Genomic DNA, 22,520 nt, shown 5'->3' on the forward strand with positions numbered 1-22,520 from the left:
CCCTTTGCTGAAGCTGTTCATTCATGTGCAAACTTCCTGTCAGGGCGCTGCCGCCCCAGGACTCACTCCCAATCAAGCGCGCCTTTTTCCATTCGTACACGAACCCCACCACGAGGATCGTCAGGAAAATCAGCACGGCAACGAAACCGGCCAGTCCCACGTCCTTGAGCGCGACGGCCCAGGGGAAGAGGAAGGCGATTTCAAGATCGAACAGGATGAACAGGATGGCGACGAGGTAATAGCGCACGTCGAACTTCATGCGCGCGTCCTCGAAGGCCTCGAAGCCGCACTCGTAGGGCGAGTTCTTGGCCGCGTCGGCCTTGTGCGGCTTCAGCAGGTTGCCCATGCCCAGACAGAGCGCCCCGACAGCCAAGCCCACCAGAATGAAGAGCAGAACGGGAAGATACTGGGCGAGATTCATCGGGCGTCTTTGTCGTTATGGCCTGCGCTGGCGCGTGCCTGCAGGCGCTTGTGTCTGGTGCCGTCGGCGAGACTCGAACTCGCACAGCTTTCGCCACTACCCCTCAAGATAGCGTGTCTACCAATTTCACCACGACGGCTGAATTTTTCCGGCTGTCATGCGAACTTGATGTGAGCGTGACATGCTGCCAGAGCACCTAGGAGTTTACCCTGAAAAACCACCCGTTACAGAGGGAGGCGGTGGTTTTCAAGATCAACTTGCAGGGCGCTTACTTGGTTGGAATCTGCGCGGCACCGCTGGCTGCCGAAGCCGGCGGCACGGCAGCCGCCGAAGCCGTGGGCGCCGGCGTTGTGGCAGCGCCCGACGGGATCGCATCCGCAGCACCCGCAGGCGTGGGCACCGGCGCCGACGCGGCGCCCGCAGGTGCCGTGATCGGTGCGCGATCCAGCACGCTGCCGCCGCTGGCCGGTGCGCTGCGCACGCTGAAGCCGAAGTACGCCAGGGCCAGCGTGCTGACCAGGAACACCGTCGCCAGCGCTGCCGTGGCGCGTGACAGGAAGTTGGCGCTGCCGGAGGCACCGAACAGACTGCCCGATGCACCACTGCCGAAGGCCGCACCCATGTCGGCACCCTTGCCGTGCTGCATCAGGATCAGGCCGACCATGGCCAGCGCCGACACGATCTGCGCCACCAGCACCAGGTTCAAGACGAAATTCATGCTTGTTTACTCCAAAATCAATAGCATCCGGCGCCCGCCCATCAAGCGGCAGCGCCAATAATCTTCAGGAATTCAGGGGCCTTGAGCGCTGCGCCGCCGATCAGGCCGCCGTCGATGTCGGGCTGCGCCAGCAGCTCGGCGGCGTTGCCGGCGTTCATGCTGCCGCCGTAGAGGATGCGCACGCGGTCGGCGTGCTCGGTCGCGGCCTTGATCTGCGCACGCAGCACGGCGTGCACGGCCTGCGCCTGCTCGGGCGTGGCGGTCTTGCCGGTGCCGATGGCCCACACGGGCTCGTAGGCCACCACGATCTCGCTGGTGCAGTGGCCGTTGAGGTGGATCACCGCGGCCAGCTGGCGCTTGACGATGAACTCGGTCATACCCTCCTCGCGCTCGCGCAGCGTCTCGCCCACGCACACGATGGGGTGATGCCCGCCGCCAGCGCGCGCTTGGCCTTGATGGCCACGTGCACGTCGCTCTCGGCCTGGTGCAGGCGCCGCTCGCTGTGCCCGACGATGGCGTAGCGCACGCCGAAGTCCTTCAGCATGTCGGCCGACACGTCGCCGGTGAAGGGGCCATTCTCGTGCGTCGACACGTTCTGCACGCCCAGTTCGATGGGCGAGCCCGCCAGCAGGCCCTGCAGCTGCGCGACATAGACGCCGGGCGGGCAGACCACCACGTCGCACGCGGGCTGGCCGATGCCGGCCAGCAGCTCCTTCACCAGGGCCTCGTTGGCGGCCAGGCTGCCATTCATCTTCCAGTTGCCGGCGATGAGTTTTCTCTTGCTCATGTCAGTTCCAGGTCAATACGATCTTGCCGATGTGCTGATTGCTCTGCATCAGCGCATGCGCGCGCGCCGCGCCGCTGGGCAGGCCATCGCCCGCCTCGGTGGCCGGGAACACGCTGTGGATCACGGGCTTGATGGTGCCGTTCTCCAGCCAGGGCCAGACCCGCGCTTTGAGCGCCTGCGCAATGGCTCCCTTGAACGCCACCGGCCGCGGGCGCAGCGTGCTGCCGGTGATGGTCAGGCGCCGGCGCAGCACCAGGCCGGCGTTGAAGTCGGCCTTGGTGCCGCCCTGCACGGCGATGATGACGAGGCGCCCGTCCTCGGCCAGGCAATCCACCTCGCGCTTCACGTAGTCGCCGGCCACCATGTCGAGGATGACATCGACACCCTGCCCATCGGTCAGCTTCCGGGCTTCCTCGGCAAAGTCGGTTGCTTTGTAATTGATAGCGTGATCCGCACCCAGTTCAAGGGCTGCGGTACATTTTCATCCGAACCCGCGGTGACGATCACCGTGGCGCCGGCGGCCTTGGCCATCTGGATGGCCGTGACGCCGATGCCGCTGGTGCCGCCCTGCACCAGCAGGGTTTCGCCCTGCTGCAGGCGGCCGCGGTCGAACACGTTGCTCCACACGGTGAAGAAGGTCTCGGGCAGCGAGGCGGCCTCGACATCGCTCAGACCCTGCGGCACCGGCAGGCACTGCGCGACGGGCGCCACGCAATACTCAGCGTAGCCACCGCCGGCCACCAGCGCGCACACGCGGTCGCCCGGCTTGAACCCTGCTTCGGCCATCGCCCCGGCATCACCGGATTCGATGACACCCGCCACTTCCAGCCCCGGCAGATCGGACGCGCCAGGCGGCACCGGGTAGTTGCCGGTGCGCTGCAGCACGTCGGGGCGGTTGACGCCGGAGGCGCTGACGCGGATCAGCACCTCGCCCGCGCCGGCCACCGGAGTGGCGCGCTCGGCGGGCACCAATACCTCGGGTGCGCCGTATTCGCGGATCTCGATGCATTTCATGGTCAAATCAACCTCCAGGCCTTGTATAGCAAGCGCGAGCAGCTATGGAAACCGCAGCAAATCACTGCTGCTGTTGCTGCTCGGGGCTCTCCGCGCTCTCGGCCGGCACCGGGCGCTCCTCGCGCTCGGCACGCGGGGGCGCTCGCCACGGTCTTCACGCGGGCCGCGGTCACCACGGTCGCCGCGATCACCCCGGTCGCCGCGATCACCACGCTCGCCACGGGGCGGGCGGTCGCCACGCTCGCGGTATTCGCGCGGCGGGCGGTCCTCGCCGTAGCCGTTGCCGCCGTCTTCACGCGCCGGGCGATCCAGCAGCGCCTTCATCGACAGCTTGATGCGGCCCTTGTCGTCGGTCTCCAGTACCTTGACCTTGACGATCTGGCCTTCCTGCAGGTAGTCGCTGACCTTCTCCACGCGCTCGTGCGCGATCTGGCTGATGTGCAGCAGGCCGTCCTTGCCGGGCAGGATGTTGACCAGCGCGCCGAACTCCAGCAGCTTGGTGATCGGGCCTTCGTACACGGCGCCCACCTCGGCCTCGGCCGTGATGGCCTCGATGCGCGCGCGGGCCTCGTCGGCCTTGGCGGCATCGGTGCTGCCGATGGTGATGGTGCCGTCCTCGGCGATGTCGATGGTGCAGCCGGTTTCTTCCGTCAGCTGGCGGATGGTGGCGCCGCCCTTGCCGATCACGTCGCGGATCTTCTCGGGGTTGATCTTCATCGTGTACAGCTTGGGCGCGTAGGCGCTGATCTCGGTCTTGGCCTCGCCCATCGCCTCCTGCATCTTGCCCAGGATGTGCATGCGCGCTTCCTTGGCCTGCGCCAGAGCGACCTGCATGATCTCCTTGGTGATGCCCTGGATCTTGATGTCCATCTGCAGCGCGGTGATGCCGCTGGTGGTGCCGGCCACCTTGAAGTCCATGTCGCCCAGATGATCCTCATCGCCCAGGATGTCGGTCAGCACGGCGAAGCGGTTGTCTTCCTTGATCAGGCCCATGGCGATGCCCGCCACGTGCGCCTTCATCGGCACGCCGGCGTCCATCATCGACAGGCAGCCGCCGCACACGGAGGCCATCGAGCTGGAGCCGTTGGATTCGGTGATCTCCGACACCACGCGGATGGTGTACGGAAACTCGTCCTTGGCCGGCAGCAGCGGAATCAGCGCGCGCTTGGCCAGGCGGCCGTGGCCGACTTCGCGGCGCTTGGTGCTGCCCATGCGGCCCGCCTCGCCGGTGGCGAAGGGGGCATGTTGTAGTGGAACAGGAAGCGGTCCTCGAACTCGCCGGCCAGCGCGTCGATGCGCTGCGCATCGCGCTCGGTGCCCAGCGTGGTGACCACCAGCGCCTGCGTCTCGCCGCGCGTGAACAGCGCCGAGCCGTGGGTGCGCGGCAGCACGCTGTTGCGGATCTCGATGGGGCGCACGGTGCGCGTGTCGCGGCCGTCGATGCGCGGCTCGCCGGCCAGAATCTGGCCGCGCACGATGCGGGCCTCGGCCTCGAACAGCAGGTTGTCGAGCTTGACGGCGTCGAACTCGACGCCTTGCGCGGCCAGCTCGGCCTTGACGGCGGCATTGGCCTCGCGCAGGGCTTGCGTGCGGGCCTGCTTGCTGCGAATCTGGTAGGCGGCGCGCAGCTTCTCTTCAGCGGCGGCGTTCACCTTGGCGATGAAGTCCTCGTCCTTGGCCTCGGGCGTCCAGGTGCCGTTCTCGGCCCACAGCGGCTTGCCGGCTTCGCGCACCAGCTCGTGGATGGCGTTGATGGCGATCTTGCCCTGCTCGTGGCCGAACACCACGCCGCCCAGCATCACGTCTTCGCTCAGCTGGTCGGCCTCGGATTCGACCATCAGCACGGCGGCTTCGGTGCCGGCCACGACCAGGTCAAGCTTGCTGTTCTTGCGCGCCGTGGGGCCGGGGTTCAGCACGTATTCACCGTTGACGTAGCCCACGCGCGCGGCGCCGATGGGGCCGTTGAACGGGATGCCGCTGATCGACAGCGCTGCGCTGACGCCGATCATGGCGGCGATGTCGGCATCGACCTCGGGGTTCAGCGACAGCGTGTGGATGACGACGTGCACTTCGTTGAAGAAGCCATCGGGGAACAGCGGACGGATCGGGCGGTCGATCAGGCGGCTGGTCAGCGTCTCCAGCTCGCTCGGCTTGGCCTCGCGCTTGAAGAAGCTGCCGGGGATCTTGCCGGCGGCGTAGGTCTTCTCGATGTAGTCGACGGTGAGCGGGAAGAAGTCCTGCCCCGGCTTGGCCGACTTGCTGGCGGCCACGGTGGCCAGCACCACGGTGCCGTCGATCTCGACCAGCACGGCGCCGCTGGCCTGGCGGGCGATTTCGCCGGTTTCCATGACGACGGTCTTGTCGCCCCACTGGAAGGACTTGGTGACTTTGTTGAACAGGCTCATGATTGCTCCTTTAATAGTAGCTGCTTGCGCAAGCTGGTCCTGCGTTGGAGCCGGATTTCACTCAGAACACGATGCCATTCCATCAACGCGCGCCGCCGGCGCCCCGCTGGTGGAATGACACAGCTTCAGCTTCTGAATGCCCGTCGCTCCGGGTTGAAAAAGACAAAAACGCCTGAGCCACATGCGGCGTCAGGCGTTTTGGCATGCATGGGCGCTTACTTGCGCAGGCCCAGCTTCTGGATCAGGGCGAGGTAGCGGTCGGCATCCTTGCCCTTAAGGTAGTCGAGCAGCTTGCGGCGGCGGCTGACCATGCGCAGCAGGCCGCGGCGGCCGTGGTGGTCCTTGGCGTGCTGCTTGAAGTGGGGGTGAGCTCGTTGATGCGGGCCGTGAGGATGGCGACTTGCACTTCGGGGCTGCCCGTGTCGCCGGCGGCGCGTGCGTTGTCGGCGACCACGGTGGCCTTGTTCTCTTTGGAGATCATTGAAAAATTCCTCGTTCCAAATGGTTTGACTTGCGTGGCGCGCCGGAACTGCATGCCACGTGCGTTCTGCAAGATGCAAAACCTGAGGATTATAGCGCGTGAACCTCAGGGACAGCGCAGCGGCGCGTGCAGCAGCTCGAGCCAGGCCCGCACGCGCGCCGGCAATGGCCGCTGCCCGGCCAGGCGTCAAAACAGGCGATAGCGATTTGGCGCGTTATGCCGGTATTGAAAAAGAGCTGCTTGCGCTTGGTGGATGGGCGCAAAAGCTGTTTTTCGATATGTAAAAATCTTGGAAGTCCCCCTGCCCCGGACAGTGCGCCGCCCGCCCTGCGGGGCGGCGCCGTGTAGGGGCGGGCGAACCTGGCGCGGTCGGCTGCGCGTGGCGGCGGCGTGCGTCAGCCGGCCACCAGTCGCAGCGCGCCGGCGGCCTGCGCCAGGCTGGGCTCGTCCAGGCTGTCGCCGTCGTCCACCGGCTGGGCGGGCGCGGCCAGCAACGCTTGCACGAAGGGCGGCAGGCTCAGTATGCCGTGGTGGGTGGCGCCGCTGTAGAGCTGCAAATCGGTCAGCCCGTCGCGCGCCAGGCGGGCATCGACCTCGGCCGCGGGCAGGGCCAGCGGGTCGGCGCTGTCGGAGGCCATGGCCATGGCCCACAGGGTGCCGTACAGCGGCACGTATTGCAGGTACGGCCGCACCACGCCGAACACGCCGCGCAGCGAGGCGACGATGCGCGCCATGGTGTCGCCGCGGTGGATGGGCGACTGGATGTGCAGCGAGATGACGCCGCCGGGCTTGAGCGCGCGCTGGCAGGCGCGGTAGAACTGGCGCGTGTACAGCGCCACGGCGGGGCCGAAGGGGTCGGTCAGGTCGAGCACGATCTGGTCGAACTGGGCCTCGCAGCCTTCGATGAAGGCGCGGCCGTCGCCCAGGCGGATGTCCAGGCGCGGATCGTCGAAGGCGCCGCGGTGCACGGCGGGCAGCCATTGGCGCGCCATGTCGATGACTTCGCGGTCGAGTTCGGCCAGCACCACGCGCTGCATCTGCGGGTAGCGCAGCAGGTTGTGCGCGGCACCGCCGTCGCCGCCGCCCACCACCAGCGCCTGGCGCACGTCGCCGTGCGTGATGGCGGGCAGGTGGATCATGGGCTCGTGGTAGAAGAATTCGTCGCGCTCGCTGGTCATGAAGCAGCCGTCGATGCGCATGGCGCGGCCGAACAGCGGCGTCTGCACGATCTCGATGTGCTGGTCGGGCGAGCGCGCCTCGGCCAGCAGTTCGGTGGTGCGCACGTAGAAGCCGAAGTCGGGCGAGAGCTGCTCGACGGCGAAGGCGCCGCCGCCGGCGGGCGTGCCCGCGTCGTGGGGCGCGCTCATGCGCGCACGACCCGGTGCAGGTGCGGGTCGGTCGGCTGGAAGGCCTGTTGCAGCGCGGCGAACAGCGCCTCGGCCTTGGCCGAGTTGTCGCAGCTGTAGCTGCACACGTAGACGTCGAGCGTGACGTAGTCGTCTTCCGGCCAGGTGTGCAGGGCCAGGTGCGATTCGGCCAGCACCACGGCGCCGGTCACGCCCTCGCCTTCGCCGAAGCTGTGGAACAGGCTGCCCACGGTGGTCAGGCCGGCGTCGGCCACGGCCTGCTTGCAGAAGGCCTCCAGCCTGGCGGCGTCGGTCATCAGGGCGGCATCGCCGCGGCAGCCGTACAGGTCGCCGATCAGGTGCAGGCCGGGCGCATGGCGCGGCACGGTGCGTTCGCTCTGCAGCGAGGCACGCGACGAAACAATGGGAACAGGGGAATCGGTGTGAGGCAATACGCGCATGTCACATCTCCACGGTCAAGGTGGCAAACAGGACGCGCCGCCTGAACAAGCCGGCGGCGGCCACGGAAACCGCTGACCGGAGGCTTTTGACAACCCCCGCGCGGAAACGAAAGTCCGCCCCAACAAGCCTGCGCTCACACCGAAGCGGTTTGCAGAAAAAGGCGGAAGATGGCCCGAACGCGGCGGCCACTTAAAAAGCAGCCAGCCCCGTCCGGGGAACCAAGGATTATATCGTTTTTGACATAAGCTTGCAACCAATCAGCGGTAATAACGCACATCAACGCACGCCCGGGGCATGGGCGCGCGGGCGGTCGGCGCAAGAAATGGGGCAGCCGAAGCCGCGGGCGCTTCAGGCCTGGGCGGCTAGCCAGGCGCGCAGCCGGTCGACGCCCTGCCCCAGCCGCGCCGCGTCCTGCGAGGCAAAGCACCAGCGCAGCCAGCCCTCGGCTTCGGGGCCGAAGGCGATGCCGGGCGCCAGGCCCAGGCCGGCCTCGGCCACCAGGCGCTTGGCCAGCGACAGCGAATCGTCCTGCCCTTCGATGCGCAGAAAGGCGTACATGCCGCCCGGCGCGGCGCTGGTGCGCACGCCCGGCACGGCCTGCAGCAGCGGCACCAGCGTGTCGCGGCAGCGCTGCAGGTGCGCCACGATGCGCGGGGTGATGGCCTCGGTCTGCGCCAGCGCCACCATGGCGGCGCGCTGCACGAACACCGGCGCGCACGAGGTGTTGAACTCCAGCAGCTTGCCGACCTGCGGCGTCATGTCGGGCGGCATCACGAGGTAGCCCAGGCGCCAGCCGGTCATCAGGAAGGCTTTCGAGAAGCTCTGCACCACCACCAGGCGGTCGTCGGGCCGGGCGATGTCGAGAAAGCTGGGCGCCGCGCCGCTGGCGGTGTCGCCGGCGTAGTACAGGCGCTCGTACACCTCGTCCGACAGGATCCAGGTGCCGGTGGCGCGGCAGCGCTCCAGGATCGCCTGCTGCTCTGCTTTCGAGAGCGTCCAGCCCGTGGGGTTGTTGGGCGAATTGACCACCAGCATCTTCGTGGCCGGCGTGATGGCGGCCAGCAGCGCGGGCAGGTCCAGCCGCCAGGCGCCTGCGGCGTCCGGCTGCAGTGCCACGCAGCGCAGGCGCGCGCCCAGGATGCGCGGCTGCGCCGTCAGGTTGGGCCACACGGGGGTCACGGCGACCACCTCGTCGCCGGCGTCGATCAGCGCCTGCATGGCGACGATGAGCGCATTGACGCCGCCCGAGGTGATGGCGATGCGGTCGATGGCCACGCCGCCGTGCAGCGCGCTGGTGTAGGCGGCGACGGCGTCGCGCAGCGCGGGCAGGCCCAGGTTGTGCGAGTAGAAGGTTTCGCCCGCCTGCAGCGAGGCGATGCCGGCGGCGCGGATCGCCTCGGGCGTGACCTCGTCGCTCTCGCCGAACCAGAACGGCAGCACGTCGGCACGCCCCATGCCGGCGTTGGCGACTTCACGGATCTTGGATTCTTCGAGGTTGAGGACGGCTTGACGCATGGTGGGCGGGGCTCATCTAATGGCGCAGGCCGCGAGCATCGCACGAAAACCGGCACGCGCGCGGCGGCCCAAAATGCTGGAGAACCCCATGAGGAGCACCGTGACCGCGTTGTCGACCCCGTCCACCCGCTGGCTGGCGCTGGCTGCCGGCGCGCTGTGCCTGGCCCTCGCCGCCGGGCCGGCCGATGCCAAGCCGCGCAGCGGCAAGCGCGGCCAGCCGAAGGAGCCCAAGGTGACCTACGTGGACGGCCAGACCCCGGCGCAGCGCCAGCGCAGCGAGGACGCGCGCCTGCGCCGCGAATGCCAGGGCCGCCCGAACGCGGGCGCGTGCCTGGGGTACGCAGCGCCGCCCAAGGCGCGCCGGTAACGGTCGGGCGCCGTGCCTGCCATCGGCAGCACACGCGGGGAAATCAAATACTCCCCACCCATTCGACCGCCAGCTCCCGACTGACGGGCGCCAGAGACACATACTCCCCCATCAATACCTGTCAACCCACGCGCATGGGCACGAACAGCTGCTGCCCGTCACGCCGAATCAACAGCGCCACCGACTTGTCGGCCTGGGCGACGATGCCGCGCACCTGCGCGACGTCCTTCACCGGCTGGCCGTTGACCGAGACGACCACGTCGCCCGGCTGCACGCCGGCGCGTGCGGCGGCGCCGCTGGCCTGCTCCACCAGCAGGCCGCCGGCGACCTGGGCGGCTGCCTTCTCCTGCGGCTGCAAGGGGCGCAGCGCCAGCCCCAGCTTGCCCTGGCCGGCGGGCGCTGCCGTCACGGCCTGGGCCTGGCCCTGGGCGTTGCCGAGTTGCGCCGTTAGCGTCTGCGGCTTGCCGCCGCGCCACACGTCCAGCCGCACCGATTCGCCCGGCCGCGCCATGCCGATGATGGCCGGCAGGTCGCCCGAGGCCACCACGCGCTGCCCGTTCACGCCGGTGATGACGTCGCCCGAGCGCAGGCCGGCCCGCGCCGCCGGGCCGCCGTCTTCCACGCTCGACACCAGCGCGCCTTCGGGCCGCGGCAGCCTGAACGAATCGGCGAAGGCCTGGTTCACCTCCTGCACCGTCACGCCCAGGCGCGCGTGCTCGACCTTGCCGTGCGCCACGATCTGGCGCTGGATGTGCGTGGCCAGCTCGATCGGAATGGCGAACGACACACCCTGGTAGCCGCCCGAGCGGCTGTAGATCTGCGAGTTGATGCCCACCACCTCGCCCCGCGCGTTGAACAGCGGGCCGCCCGAGTTGCCGGGGTTGACCGCCACGTCGGTCTGGATGAAGGGCACGGCGCTGTCGTCGGGCAGCGACCGGCCCTTGGCGCTGACCACGCCGGCCGTCACCGTGTTCTCGAAGCCGAAGGGCGAGCCGATGGCCAGCACCCATTCGCCCGCCTTCAGCGCCTGGCTGCTGCCCAGCGGCACGGTGGGCAGGCCGCTGGCGTCGATCTTCAGCACCGCGACGTCGGTCCTGGCGTCCTGGCCCAGCACCTTGGCGCGGAACTCGCGCCGGTCGGTGAGCTTGACCGTCACCTCGTCGGCGCCGCGCACCACGTGGGCGTTGGTCAGGATCACGCCGTCGGGGCTGACGATGAAGCCCGAGCCCTGCCCGCGCGTGGGCAGCTCCTGCGCCGGCCCGCCGCGCTGGCCCTGGCCGAACATGCCGGGCGGAAAGCCGAACTGGCGCAGGAACTCCTGCATCTGCGCATCCGGCCCGCCGCGCTGGGCGGCGGGGGCGCTGTCGGCGTCGTCCTCGTCATCGCCCTGCAGCGACACCTTGCGTGTGCCCGTGGTGCTGATGTTGACCACCGCCGGGCCGTAGCGGGCGGTGATGGCGCTGAAATCGGGCGCCGCCACGCCCGTGGCCGATGGCAGCGGCGCCGTGGCGGTCACGGCGGGCGGTGCCGCCTGCGCCTGCGCATGGCCGGCGAACGGCGCCTGCTGCACCGCCGTGGCGCCCATGCCGCCCAGCACGCCGGCGGCGATCAGGGCCGCCACCAGCTTCTTCGAAGTCCATTGCACGCTCGTGTTCATGAGCATCATCCTTTCGTGTGAGGCCGCCACGCCGGGCGGTATGGAAAGGACTGTGCCGCCCGACAGTTAGGCGAAACTTAGGATCAGCACCGGCGCTCGGCGCGAACCGGCCGGGATGCGGATGGAGACGACACGCAAGGCGCGATGCGCAGCCTGGGGCTGGTGCCTTTGGCAGGAACGGCAATGCCGCTGCCCGCCGCCAAACCGGCGCCCGGCGGCGCGCGACGGCCACCTGCGCAGCTTTTCATTCCATTTCCAATTCAATGCGTCCATCACCGTCATCCCGGCGAAGGCCGGATCCATGGCTCTCCGCACACGCCGTCTGGAGTGCGGCCCCGTATCGCCGTACTGGGCAGGCTTTGCGTCGGAATGACGAGATGTTGCAGCTTTGATCTGGAATCAGGCCGCGCCCGCGTCGGGCGCGAAGCACACCGCGATGCGCGCGCCGCCCAGCGCGGCGGAGGCGTCGATGTGCAGCCGGGCGCCGTGTCGCTCGGCCACCGCGGCCACGATGGCCAGGCCCAGGCCGCTGCCGTGGCCCGGCGTGCCGGGCACGCGGTAAAGCGCGCCAGCACGCGGTCGCGGTCTTCGGGCGCGATGCCGGGGCCGCTGTCGTCCACCGCCAGCACCGGGCCGGCGCACTGCGCGGCCGGCACCACCTGCACCCGCACCTGCCCGCCCTCGAGCGTGTGGCGCAAGGCGTTGTCGAGCAGGTTGCGCAGCAGCACCGCCAGGGCCTCGGGCTGGCCCTGCACCATGGCGGGGGCCGGTGCGTCCAGCGCCAGCGCCACGGCGCGGCGCAGCGCCTCGGGCCGGGCGTCGTCGGCCGCGGCGTGGGCCAGCGCCACCAGGTCGACCGGGGTGCGCGGGGCATCGCGCGCGGCGCCTTCCTGGCGCGCCAGTGCCAGCAGCTGCTCCACCAGGCGTGTGGCGCGGTCGATGCCGGCCAGCAGGCGCTGCGTGGCCAGCTGGCGCGCGGCGGGCGAATCGGCGCGCTGCAGGCCCTGCACCTGCAGGCGCAGCGCGGCCAGCGGCGAGCGCAACTCGTGCGCGGCGTCGGCGGTGAAGTCGGCCAGCGCGGCCCAGGCCGCGGCCAGGCGGCTGAACAGGCCGTTCATCTCGTCCACCAGCGGCCGCAATTCGGCCGGCAGATCGGCGGTGGGCAGGGGCGAGAGGTCGTCGGGCCGGCGCGCGGCCACCTGGCGGCGCGCGCGCTCGATGGGGCCGAGCGCGCGGCCCACCACCCAACACACGATCAGCATCAGCACCGGCGCCAGCAGCGCGACCGGCAGCACGGCGCGCAGCGCCAGCGCGCCGGCCATCTGGCGCCGCGCCTCGGTGTGCTGCGCCACCTGCACCACCTGGGTGGCGGTGCGCAGGGCGTAGACGCGGTAGCGCTCGGCGCCGGCCGCGACGTCGCTGAAGCCGATCACCGTCTGCGGCGGCAGCAGGCGGCCGAGCGGGCTGCGGTACTGCATCACGCCATCGGCGCGCCACACCTGGATGATCATCTCCTGCGCGGCCGGGCTGTCGGCGGGCGGGTCGGCCTCGTTCAGCGCACCGGCCGCCAGCCCGCCCGACAGCGACAGCGCGATGCGCTGCATCTGGGCGTCGAACAGCGCCTCGGTCTCGGCACGCGCCGTGCGGTAGGTGACGGCCGCCTGCAACAGCGCAAACAGCAGCACCGCCGCCAGCAGCGCGCCGGTCAGGCGCCCGCGCAGCGAGAACTCGCGCTTCACTTCGTTTTTCAAGCCTTTTGCCCTCCAGCCCTTGTGCATCAAGCGCAAGCAGCTATTGAATCAGGAGTTTTCATGTCGGCACCTCACCGGCGATCCTTGAAGTTCGAACGGCCGCGGAGCAGGCCAGGCCAGTGATCGCCGTGCAAGGGCTTGGCCCGCCCGCTGGCGATGTCTCCCTCGCGCAGCGCAAGGGAAGGCGCCGCCAGGCGACTCAGCGGGGTGCCTCTTCATCCGGCACCCGGTAACCCAGCCCGCGCTGGTTCTCGATCAGCCCGGCGCCCAGCTTCTTGCGCACGCCGTGGATGTAGACCTCGACCGCGTTGCTGCTGACCTCGTCGCGCCACGAATACAGCTTGTCCTCCAGCTGCTGGCGCGACAGCACGCGCCCCGGACGGGCCAGCAGCGGCTCCAGCACCGCCCATTCGCGCGCCGACAGCTGCACCGGCACGCCGCGCAGCGTGACCTCGCGCGTGGCCGGCACGATGCGCACGTCGCCCCACTCGTAGGCCGGCTCGGCGCGGCCGTCGGCGCGGCGCAGCAGCGCGCGGATGCGCGCCAGCAGCTCATCCAGGTCGTAGGGCTTGACGATGTAGTCGTCGGCGCCGGCGTCCAGCCCCGCCACGCGCTGGGCCACGGCATCGCGCGCCGTGGCGATCAGCACCGGCAGGCGCTGGCGGCGCGCGCGCAGGCCGCGCAGCACGGCCAGCCCGTCCTGGCGCGGCAGGCCCAGGTCCAGCAGCAGCAGGTCGTAGTCGGTGGTGGCCAGGGCGGTTTCGGCCATGGCGCCGTCCTTCACCCAGTCCACGGCGTAGTGCTCGGCGCGCAGGGCGTCGAGCACGATCTCGCCGATCATGGTGTCGTCCTCGGCCAGCAGGATGCGCATGGAATGCGATGTTACGGCCAGAAGCGGCGGGCGCCGATCACTCCGTTTTCGATAGCTGCTGGCGCATGTCCCGAGCCGGGTACGCATCAAAACATCACTGTTATCATTGCGCCTCTCGCGGCCACCGCCAGTGGTCGTTCCCGCACCGTTTCCCGACCCTGCCGCCACTGGCCGCGGCACCCGCAGCGCGGGTGCACGGGGCTGGCTTCCACCCGTTTTCCCCTGATGGATCTGGTTTACCTGCTTCTCCTGCCTTTCGCCGGCAGCCTGGTGGCCGCACTGATGCCCACCCACGCCCGCACCGCAGCGGCGACGTGGGCGGCGCTGGTGGCCGCAGCGGGGCTGGTGTGGGTGGCGCTGCTGTTCCCGCAGCTGCGCGCGGGCGAGGTGCTGCGCGAGGAATACCGCTGGATTCCGTCGGCCGGCATCAATTTCGTCATCCGCATGGACGGCTTTGCCTGGATGTTCGCCATGCTGGTGACGGGCATCGGCACGCTGGTGGCGCTGTACGCGCGCTACTACATGAGCAAGAACGACCCGGTGCCGCGCTTCTTCTCGTTCTTCCTGGCGTTCATGGGCGCCATGCTGGGGTGGTGCTGTCGGGCAACCTGGTGCAGATCGCCTTCTTCTGGGAGCTGACCAGCCTGTTCAGCTTTCTGCTGATCGGCTACTGGCACCACCGGCGCGACGCGCGGCGCGGCGCGCGCATGGCGCTCACCATCACCGGCGCCGGCGGCCTGGCGCTGCTGGCCGGCATGCTGATGCTGGGCCACATCGTGGGCAGCTACGACCTGGACGCCGTGCTGGCCGCGGGCGACCGCATCCGCGCGCACGAGCTGTACACCACCATGGTGGTGCTGGTGCTGCTGGGCGCGCTCACCAAGAGCGCGCAGTTCCCTTCCACGTCTGGCTGCCGCGCGCCATGGCGGCGCCCACGCCGGTGTCGGCCTACCTGCACTCGGCCACCATGGTGAAGGCGGGCGTGTTCCTGCTGGCGCGGCTGTGGCCGGCGCTGTCGGGCACGCCGGAATGGTTCTGGATCGTCGGCGGCGCGGGCGTGGTCACGCTGGTGCTGGGCGCGTACATCGCCATGTTCCAGAACGACCTGAAGGGGCTGCTGGCCTATTCCACCATCAGCCACCTGGGCCTGATCACCCTGCTGCTGGGCCTGAACCGCGACCTGGCCGCCGTGGCCGCCGTGTTCCACATCATGAACCACGCGACCTTCAAGGCCTCGCTGTTCATGGCCGCCGGCATCATCGACCACGAAACCGGCTCGCGCGACATCCGGCGCCTGTCGGGCCTGTTCAAGGCCATGCCGATCACCGGCACGCTGGCGCTGGTGGCCAGCGCGGCCATGGCGGGCGTGCCGTTGATGAACGGCTTCCTGTCGAAGGAGATGTTCTTCGCCGAGACCATCGACCTGAGCGCCATGCCCTGGCTCGACGTCGGCCTGCCGATCGCCGCCACGGTGGCGGGCATCTTCGCCGTGGTGTATTCGCTGCGCTTCTCGGTCGACGTGTTCTTCGGCCCGCCGGCCAAGGACCTGCCGCTGGAGCCGCACGAGCCGGTGCGCTGGATGCGCGTGCCGATCGAGGTGCTGGTGCTGGTGTGCATCGTGGTGGGCATCTTTCCGCAGTGGTCCATCGGCCCGGCGCTGGACCTGGCGGCGCGCCCGGTGGTAGGCGGCGCCATGCCCGCCTACAGCCTGGCCATCTGGCACGGCGTGAACAAGCCGCTGGTGATGAGCATGATCGCGCTGGTGGGCGGCATCGCGCTGTTCCTGCTGCTGCACAAGGCGCTGGAAACCGGCCGCCTGAAGCACGTGCCGCTGCTGCAGGGCATCGACGGGCAGCGCCTGTTCCAGAGCCTGCTGTACGGGCTGGACCGCGCCAGCCGCCGCGGGCTGACGCTGCTGTCCACCCACCGGCTGCAGCCGCAGATGCTGCTGATCGTGCTGGCGGCCATCGCGCTGGCGGCCGGCGCGCTGTGGCGCGGCGGCGTGACCTGGGGCGACCGCGAGCGCGTGCCGGCCAGCTTCGAGTTCGCGCTGATCTGGGTGCTGGGCTGCGTGTGCGCCATCGCCACCGCCAACCAGGCCAAGTTCCACCGGCTGGCGGCGCTGGTCATGATCGGTGCCGTGGGCCTGGCGGTCAGCCTCACCTTCCTGTGGTTCTCGGCGCCCGACCTGGCGCTGACGCAGCTGACGGTGGAGGTGGTCACCACCATCCTGTTCCTGCTCGGCCTGCGCTGGCTGCCCAAGCGCCTGCAGGACGAATCGCCCCGCCTGGGCCTGAAGGTGCGCGCCCGCCGCGCGCGCGACTTCACCATCGCCATCGCCTCGGGCTGCGGCCTGGCCGCCCTGGCCTACGCCATGATGACGCGGCCGGCGCCGCAGAGCATCTCGCCCTTCTTCATCGACCGCGCCCTGCCCGAGGGCGGCGGCACCAACGTGGTCAACGTGATGCTGGTGGACTTCCGCGGTTTCGACACCATGGGCGAGATCACCGTGCTGGGCATCGTGGGCCTGACGGTGTACGCGCTGCTGCGGCGCTTCCGCCCGCCGCGCGAGATGATCGAGCTGCCGCCGCAGCAGCGCGCCGTGCCGCCCGATCTGGTGAGCGACCTGATCAACCCCCGCACCGCGCAGGACACGGCGCTGGGCTACGCCATGGTGCCCGCCGTGCTGGTGCGGCTGCTGATGCCGGTGGCGGCGGTGATCTCGATGCATTTCTTCATGCGCGGGCACAACCTGCCGGGTGGCGGCTTCGTGGCCGGGCTGGTGCTGTCGATCGCCTTCATCACGCAGTACATCGTGGCCGGCACGCACTGGGTCGAGGCGCACCTGCAGCTGCGCGTGATCCGCTGGATCGCCGTCGGCCTGCTGCTGGCGCTGGGCACGGGGCTGGGGGCGCTGTTCCTGGGCTACCCGTTCCTGACCTCGCACACGGCGCACTTCACGCTGCCGCTGCTGGGCGAGATCCACTTCGCCAGCGCGCTGTTCTTCGATGCCGGCGTGTTCGCGGCGGTGGTCGGCTCCACCCTGCTGATCCTGACGGCACTGGCCCACCAGTCGGTGCGCAGCCACCGCAAGGCGCCCGAGAAGACCGTGACGGCCACCACCGGCCCGAGGGAGGTGGACTAGAACATGAAGCACCTCCCTGAGTCGCTGTCGCGCCTTCCCTCCTCTCCTGCGGGAGGAGGGACACAGCCAGTGCCCGGCGCAGGTCCGGGCACGGCTGTCGCTGGCATGGCCTGCTCCGCGGCCTTTGGTGCCGTGCCTGGCGCAGCCCTTCTGCCTGCCATGGAGGCCGTGCCATGGAAATGATTCTGGCGATTGCCATCGGCGTGCTCGGCGGCTCGGGCGTGTGGCTGGTGCTGCGCCCGCGCACCTTCCAGGTGCTGATGGGGCTGGCCCTGCTGTCGTACGCGGTCAACCTGTTCATCTTCGCCATGGGCAGCCTGTCGCTCGACAAGGAGCCCATCGTGCAGCCCGGCCTGGTGCCCAACCTGGAGAACTACACCGACCCGCTGCCGCAGGCGCTGGTGCTGACGGCCATCGTGATCGGCTTCGCCACCACGGCGCTGTTCCTGGTGGTGCTGCTGGCCTCGCGCGGGCTGTCGGACACCGACCACGTGGACGGCGAGGAGCCCGACGACGGCACCGTCCTGCTGCCGCGCCCGACCACCTACGCCGACAAGCCGGAGGGCGCGCCATGAGCTTTGCCAGCCTGGTCGAATGGGCGATGCCACACCTCATCATCGCGCCCGTCCTGCTGCCCATGGCCACCGCGGCGCTGATGCTGCTGCTGGGCGACACGCGCCGCCCGCTGAAGGCCTTCGTCAACGTGCTGTCGTGCGTGCTGGGCGTGGCCATGGCCATCGGCCTGGTTTTCTGGGTGCAGCACACCAGTGGCGTGCAGGCCGTGGGCGTGTACCTGCCGGCCAACTGGCCCGTGCCCTACGGCATCGTGCTGGTGGCCGATCGCCTGTCGGCCATGATGGTGCTGCTGACCAGCGTGCTGGGCCTGGCCGCCGTGCTGTACGCCAGCGCGCGCTGGCACAAGGCCGGGGTGCACTTCCACCCGCTGTTCCAGCTGCAGCTGATGGGCCTGTACGGCGCCTTCCTCACGGCCGACCTGTTCAACCTGTTCGTGTTCTTCGAGATCATGCTGACGGCCTCTTACGGCCTGCTGCTGCACGGCTCGGGCTGGGCGCGCGTGCGCTCGGGGCTGCACTACATCGCCATGAACCTGATGGCGTCCAGCATGTTCCTGATCGGCGTGGCCATGCTGTACGGCGTGACCGGCACGCTGAACATGGCCGACATGGCCATCATGGTGCCCGCCATCCCCGAGGACGACCGTGGCCTGCTGCACGCGGGCGCGGCCATCCTGGCGGTGGCCTTCCTGGTCAAGGCCGCGGCCTGGCCGCTCAACTTCTGGTTGCCCTCGACGTACTCGGCGGCGGCGGCGCCGGTGTCGGCGCTGTTCGCCATCATGACCAAGCTGGGCGTGTACGCCATCCTGCGCGTGTGGACGCTGCTGTTCCCGCAGGACGCCGGTGTCTCGGCGCTGTTCGGCGGCCCGGTGCTGGTGGGGCTGGGCCTGGTCACGCTGGCCTTCGGCGCGCTCGGCATCATCGCCACCCAGCACCTGGGGCGCATGGCGGCGTTCTGCGCCATCCTGTCATCGGGCACGCTGCTGGCGGGGCTGGGCTTCGGCCAGCCGGCGGTCACCGGCGGCGCGCTGTACTACACGCTGGGCTCCACGCTGGCCATCAGCGCCTTCTTCCTGCTGGTCGAACTGGTGGACCGCACGCGCGAGGTGGAAGAGCAACCGCTCTACATCAGCGAGATCGAGCCCGACGACGCCTTTGCCTACCCCGTCGACCTGGTGCCCACGCGCGACGTCAACCTGGACGACGACGAGCAGGCGCTGATCGGCCGCGCCATCCCCGCCGCCATGGCCTTTCTGGGCCTCGCCTTCATCGTCTGCGCGCTCACCATCGCCGGGCTGCCGCCCATGGCCGGCTTCGTCGGCAAGGTGGTGATGCTGTCGGCCCTGCTCAACCCGGCCGGCTTCGGCGAGGACGCCGGTGTCTCCGGCGCCGCCTGGCTGCTGCTGGGCCTGCTGCTGGTGGGTGGCCTGCTCACCATCATCGCCATGTCGCGCGCCGGCGTGCGCTACTTCTGGGCCACGTTCGACCGCCCGCTGCCGCGCCTGCGCGTCATCGAGACCCTGCCCATCGGCGCGCTGCTGCTGCTGGTGGGCATGCTGGTGTGGCAGGCCGACGCGGTGCTGCGCTATGTCAACGCCACCGCCCGCGGCCTGCACGACCCCAAGGAGTACATCGGCAGCGTGCTCTCGGCCAAGCCACTGCCCTCGCCCACGGCCACGGGTGAAGGAGGACTGCGGCGATGATGAAACGCCTGCTGCCCTGGCCGCTGCTGTCGCTGTCGCTGGTGGTGATGTGGCTGATGCTGAACGGCTTCAGCCTCGGCCAGCTGCTGCTGGGCGTGCTGTTCGGCGTCGGCGCGCCGGCGCTGCTGGCGCCGCTGCGACCGGCGCGCCCGCGTGTGCGGCACCCGCTGACGGTGATCCGCCTGATCCTCGCGGTCGGCCACGACGTCATCGAATCCACGCTGGACGTGTTCTGGACCCTGCTGCGCAACCGGCGCACCCCGGTGAACAGTGCCTTCGTCATCATCCCGCTGGAGCTGCGCGACCCGACGGCCCTGGCCTCGCTGGCCATGATCACCACCGTGGTGCCCGGCACCGTGTGGAGCGAGCTGGCGCGCGACAGCAGCGCCATGCTGCTGCACGTGTGGAACGTGCCCGACGAGGCCGAGTTCATCCGCTTCTTCAAGGCCCGGTACGAACAACCCCTGATGAAGATCTTCGAATCATGAGCCCGCTACTATCCAACGCCATCACCATCACGCTGGTCGCCTACGGCCTCGCCATGCTGCTGGCCCTGTGGCGCATGCTGCGCGGCCCCGCGGCGCAGGACCGCGTGCTGGCGCTCGACCTGATCTACATCATCGGCATGCTGATCGCCCTGGTCATCGGCCTGCGCTACACCAGCAGCATGTACTTCGAAGCCGCGCTGCTGATCGCCCTGTTCGGCTTCGTCAGCTCGGCGGCGATGGCCAAGTTTCTGTTGCGCGGGGAGGTGATTGAGTGACCACAAACACCCTCCCCTCTGGATCGAAATCATCGTCGCCATCCTGCTGCTGGCCAGCGCCGTGCTCACGCTGGGCGCCTCCTGGGGCCTGGTGCGGATGCGGACCTTCGTGCAGCGCATGCACCCGCCCGCGCTGGCCTACGTGGGCGCCTCGTGGTGCGTGACCTTCGCATCGATCGTCTATTTTTCGGCGCAGAACGAGGGGCCGCAACTGCACGTGTGGCTCATCATCATCCTGCTGTCGATCACGGTACCGATCACCACGGTGCTGCTGGCGCGCGCGGCGTTGTTCCGTGGTCGGCGCCTGAACGATGCCACGCTGCCGCCCGCGCTGCAGCCGAAGACGCCGCCGCCCACTGCGCCTGAGCAGCACTGATGTCGTTTTGCACTCGAAACGATGACGAATGACCGCGGCTGGCGCCGCATGACAAATGACGAATGCGCCATTTGTCATTGAAGCGCAGCGAAGTCATTTGTCATTTGTCATTTGTCACCCCGGCCGCACCATCTTGCAGCTGTGCGGCATGCCCGCCTGGTCGGCGCTGAGCTGGCGCACCACGCGAAAGCCGTAGCCCGAGCCTTCGACGTCGAAGGGCACGCCGGGCGTGCCGGCCTTGTCCATCACGCCCACGGCCAGCGGCTGCTGAAACTGGTGGTCGGCCGCGCGCATGCGCCCGCGCTGGCCGGCCAGCGTGACGTCGGCCGACTCCAGCGCGCGCGCCACCGCCAGCGGGTCGGTACCGCCGGCGCGCTCGATGGCCTGCGCCAGCGCCTCGATCAGCAGTTGCATGCGCAGGTGCACGTAGTCGTCCTGCGGCTTCGGAAAGCGCTCGCGGAACGACTTGTAGAACGCCGCGCTTTCGGCCGTAGGCACGTTGGGCAGCCAGTCGGCCACCGCCACCACCTTGCCGATGCCGGCGTCGCCAATGGCTGCCGGCGCGCCCAGCGCGTTGCCGTAGAAGGTGTAGAAGCGCCCGTCGAAGCCGACGTCGCGCGCGGCCTTGACGAGCAGCGTCAGGTCGTTGCCCCAGTTGCCCGTCAGCACCGCCTGCGCGCCGCTGTTGCGGATCTTGGTGGCGTAGGGCAGGAAGTCCTTGATGCGGCCGATGGGGTGCAGCTCTTCACCGGCAATCGCCACGTCGGGCCGCAGCTGGGCCAGCTGGCGCTTGGCCTCGCGCAGCACGGCGTGGCCGAAGCTGTAGTCCTGCCCGATCAGGTACATGCGCTCCAGCTGTTCGTCGGCCTTGATCAGCTCCATCAGCGCCGTCATGCGCATGTCGGCGTGGGCGTCGAAGCGGAAGTGCCAGAAGCTGCACAGCTCGTTGGTCAGGATCGGATCGACCGCCGAGTAGTTGAGGAACACCACGCGCCGCGCCGGCTCGCGCTCGTTGTGCTTGTTGATGGCGTCGATCAGCGCCGCCGCCGCGGCCGACGAGTTGCCCTGCAGCACGAAGTGGATGCCGCCGTCGACGGCCGCGCGCAGCATCGACAGCGACTCTTCCACCTGCCCCTTGTTGTCGAAGCGCTGCAGCTGCAGCGGGCGCCGGCCCTGCGCCGTGGGCACGCCGCCGCGCGCGTTCACGCGCTCGATGGCCCAGGCCAGGTTGCGGAACACCGCTTCGCCGGTGTTGGCGAACGGGCCCGAGAGCGATTCGATCAGCCCCAGCTTGATGGGCGCGCCCTGCGCCTGGCCGAACAGCGGCGTGGCGCCCAGCAGTGCCAGGCCGGCGCGCAGCACCGCGCGGCGGGAGGTGATGGACATGGTTTACTCCTGAATAAATAGCAATCAGCGCCCGGTGGATAGGCGCTAGAGGCCGAAAAGGCTTTGAATCACTGAGCAGGCACCGAAGCAGCCGACGCGCTGGCCGCTTCCGCTTGCGGTGCGGGTGCGCGGTCGAGGTAGCCGTGCACCAGCTCGAAGAAGCGCGCGTACAGCGCGGCATCGGTCACGGTTTCGCTGGCCACCTTGACCATCGAATCCAGGCTGCCCTCCAGCGGCAGCGACAGCGAGCCGATGCCGCCCACGCCCAGCGAGGCCGAGTCCTTGACCTTGCGCACCACGTACTGCTCCTTCAGCCCGCTGACGAACATGGTCGCGGCCTGCGCATCGCCCAGCTCGGGCGCGCAGACGACGCGGAACTCGAGCTGCACGTGGTGCTCCGCCGTGGGCTGGAAGTACTTGCGGCCCGTTACCTGCTCGGGCTGCGCCGGCGTCAGCACGTAGCCCTGGCTCAGCAGCGCGCGGCGCGCCGCCTCGCAGCTGCGGCCGGGCGCGGCGTCGAAGTGGCGCACATGGGCGGCGCCATCAAAGCTTTCGGGCTGGAAGTTCAGCAAGGGCGCGGGCCCCTGCGACAAGCCGGCGCAACCCGTCAGCACGACGGGTGCCAGGCCCACAGCCAGGCGGCGCAATACAACAGCAAACGGCATCCGGAATCGGTGGTGCTCAGACAAGGCGCGATGGTAACGCGCGGGCATTTCACCAGCCGGCAAGCGGCGGCGCATGGGGCTGCAAGGGGTGATTTTCAAGGGCCGGTTGCTC

16 protein-coding genes, 1 tRNA gene and 6 pseudogenes are annotated in these 22,520 nt (G+C 69.4%); 8 read left to right on the forward strand and 15 right to left on the reverse strand.

Features of this window, described 5'->3' with window-relative positions:
- Positions 1–62 precede the first annotated feature (62 nt).
- From H0I39_RS01145 to rpsO, 7 genes and pseudogenes are all read right to left on the reverse strand, one after another.
- Positions 63–421, reverse strand: a pseudogene (locus H0I39_RS01145) (NADH-quinone oxidoreductase subunit A).
- 55 nt (positions 422–476) lie between these two features.
- Positions 477–560: transfer RNA gene (locus H0I39_RS01150), tRNA-OTHER, on the reverse strand.
- 129 nt (positions 561–689) lie between these two features.
- Positions 690–1,139 carry a preprotein translocase subunit SecG gene (gene secG / locus H0I39_RS01155; RefSeq protein WP_180549282.1) on the reverse strand — a complete coding sequence of 150 codons (450 nt, stop codon included), beginning with the start codon at positions 1,137–1,139 and terminating at the stop codon, positions 690–692.
- A 41-nt stretch (positions 1,140–1,180) separates the two neighbouring features.
- A pseudogene (gene tpiA, locus H0I39_RS01160) lies at positions 1,181–1,926 on the reverse strand (triose-phosphate isomerase).
- Between the two features lies 1 nt (position 1,927).
- A pseudogene (locus tag H0I39_RS01165) lies at positions 1,928–2,940 on the reverse strand (NAD(P)H-quinone oxidoreductase).
- 42 nt (positions 2,941–2,982) lie between these two features.
- Positions 2,983–5,345: pseudogene (pnp, locus tag H0I39_RS01170) on the reverse strand (polyribonucleotide nucleotidyltransferase).
- A 215-nt stretch (positions 5,346–5,560) separates the two neighbouring features.
- Positions 5,561–5,826: pseudogene (gene rpsO, locus H0I39_RS01175) on the reverse strand (30S ribosomal protein S15).
- A gap of 98 nt (positions 5,827–5,924) precedes the next feature.
- Between rpsO and H0I39_RS01180 the strand changes: the two are divergent.
- Complete coding sequence (locus H0I39_RS01180) at positions 5,925–6,110, forward strand: hypothetical protein (protein WP_180549283.1); 186 nt, start codon at positions 5,925–5,927, stop codon at positions 6,108–6,110.
- A gap of 111 nt (positions 6,111–6,221) precedes the next feature.
- Here H0I39_RS01180 and speE read toward each other — a convergent pair whose 3' ends face one another.
- From speE to H0I39_RS01195, 3 genes are all read right to left on the reverse strand, one after another.
- Positions 6,222–7,193, reverse strand: coding sequence for a polyamine aminopropyltransferase (speE, locus tag H0I39_RS01185; RefSeq protein WP_180549284.1), 972 nt, complete (start codon positions 7,191–7,193; stop codon positions 6,222–6,224).
- Complete coding sequence (gene speD, locus H0I39_RS01190) at positions 7,190–7,624, reverse strand: adenosylmethionine decarboxylase (protein WP_373368328.1); 435 nt, start codon at positions 7,622–7,624, stop codon at positions 7,190–7,192. The genes speE and speD overlap by 4 nt, the downstream gene beginning before the upstream one ends.
- A 358-nt stretch (positions 7,625–7,982) precedes the next feature.
- Positions 7,983–9,149: a pyridoxal phosphate-dependent aminotransferase gene (locus H0I39_RS01195; protein WP_180549286.1), complete on the reverse strand. Its 1,167-nt coding sequence runs from the start codon at positions 9,147–9,149 to the stop codon at positions 7,983–7,985.
- Between the two features lie 88 nt (positions 9,150–9,237).
- On the opposite strand from H0I39_RS01195, the gene H0I39_RS01200 reads away from it, so the two are divergent.
- The gene (locus H0I39_RS01200) at positions 9,238–9,516 is read left to right on the forward strand and encodes a hypothetical protein (protein ID WP_257645542.1); all 279 of its coding nucleotides are present in this window, start codon (positions 9,238–9,240) and stop codon (positions 9,514–9,516) included.
- A gap of 121 nt (positions 9,517–9,637) precedes the next feature.
- On the opposite strand, the gene H0I39_RS01205 is transcribed toward H0I39_RS01200, so the two are convergent.
- From H0I39_RS01205 to H0I39_RS01220, 3 genes are all read right to left on the reverse strand, one after another.
- The gene (locus H0I39_RS01205; RefSeq protein ID WP_180549287.1) at positions 9,638–11,173 is read right to left on the reverse strand and encodes a DegQ family serine endoprotease; all 1,536 of its coding nucleotides are present in this window, start codon (positions 11,171–11,173) and stop codon (positions 9,638–9,640) included.
- A gap of 278 nt (positions 11,174–11,451) precedes the next feature.
- Positions 11,452–12,924 (reverse strand): histidine kinase dimerization/phospho-acceptor domain-containing protein, encoded by a 1,473-nt coding sequence (locus H0I39_RS01215; protein WP_307776749.1) that lies wholly within the window; start codon positions 12,922–12,924, stop codon positions 11,452–11,454.
- A gap of 199 nt (positions 12,925–13,123) precedes the next feature.
- Complete coding sequence (locus H0I39_RS01220) at positions 13,124–13,795, reverse strand: response regulator (RefSeq protein ID WP_180549289.1); 672 nt, start codon at positions 13,793–13,795, stop codon at positions 13,124–13,126.
- 225 nt (positions 13,796–14,020) lie between these two features.
- Between H0I39_RS01220 and H0I39_RS01225 the strand changes: the two are divergent.
- From H0I39_RS01225 to H0I39_RS01250, 6 genes and pseudogenes are all read left to right on the forward strand, one after another.
- A pseudogene (locus H0I39_RS01225) lies at positions 14,021–16,940 on the forward strand (monovalent cation/H+ antiporter subunit A).
- Between the two features lie 173 nt (positions 16,941–17,113).
- Positions 17,114–17,515 carry a Na+/H+ antiporter subunit C gene (locus tag H0I39_RS01230; protein ID WP_180549290.1) on the forward strand — a complete coding sequence of 134 codons (402 nt, stop codon included), beginning with the start codon at positions 17,114–17,116 and terminating at the stop codon, positions 17,513–17,515.
- Positions 17,512–19,218, forward strand: coding sequence for a monovalent cation/H+ antiporter subunit D (locus tag H0I39_RS01235; protein WP_257645543.1), 1,707 nt, complete (start codon positions 17,512–17,514; stop codon positions 19,216–19,218). The genes H0I39_RS01230 and H0I39_RS01235 overlap by 4 nt, the downstream gene beginning before the upstream one ends.
- Positions 19,215–19,706, forward strand: a complete 492-nt coding sequence (locus H0I39_RS01240) for a Na+/H+ antiporter subunit E (protein ID WP_257645544.1) — start codon at positions 19,215–19,217, stop codon at positions 19,704–19,706. The genes H0I39_RS01235 and H0I39_RS01240 overlap by 4 nt, the downstream gene beginning before the upstream one ends.
- Positions 19,703–19,981, forward strand: a complete 279-nt coding sequence (locus H0I39_RS01245; RefSeq protein WP_180549291.1) for a K+/H+ antiporter subunit F — start codon at positions 19,703–19,705, stop codon at positions 19,979–19,981. Before H0I39_RS01240 ends, H0I39_RS01245 begins: the two co-directional genes overlap by 4 nt.
- Positions 19,974–20,357: a Na+/H+ antiporter subunit G gene (locus H0I39_RS01250; protein WP_180549292.1), complete on the forward strand. Its 384-nt coding sequence runs from the start codon at positions 19,974–19,976 to the stop codon at positions 20,355–20,357. Before H0I39_RS01245 ends, H0I39_RS01250 begins: the two co-directional genes overlap by 8 nt.
- A 114-nt stretch (positions 20,358–20,471) precedes the next feature.
- Here the strand turns inward: H0I39_RS01250 and H0I39_RS01255 are convergent, their stop codons facing one another.
- Together H0I39_RS01255 and H0I39_RS01260 are read right to left on the reverse strand one after the other, a co-directional pair.
- Positions 20,472–21,743 carry a branched-chain amino acid ABC transporter substrate-binding protein gene (locus H0I39_RS01255; protein ID WP_180549293.1) on the reverse strand — a complete coding sequence of 424 codons (1,272 nt, stop codon included), beginning with the start codon at positions 21,741–21,743 and terminating at the stop codon, positions 20,472–20,474.
- A 68-nt stretch (positions 21,744–21,811) separates the two neighbouring features.
- Entirely contained in the window at positions 21,812–22,408 is a 597-nt protein-coding gene (locus H0I39_RS01260) for a DUF2242 domain-containing protein (RefSeq protein ID WP_180549294.1), read from the reverse strand.
- Between the last annotated feature and the right edge of the window lie 112 nt (positions 22,409–22,520).

This window comes from Ottowia beijingensis (genome assembly GCF_013423955.1).
GTDB classification, from domain to species: Bacteria; Pseudomonadota; Gammaproteobacteria; order Burkholderiales; family Burkholderiaceae_C; genus Ottowia; species Ottowia beijingensis.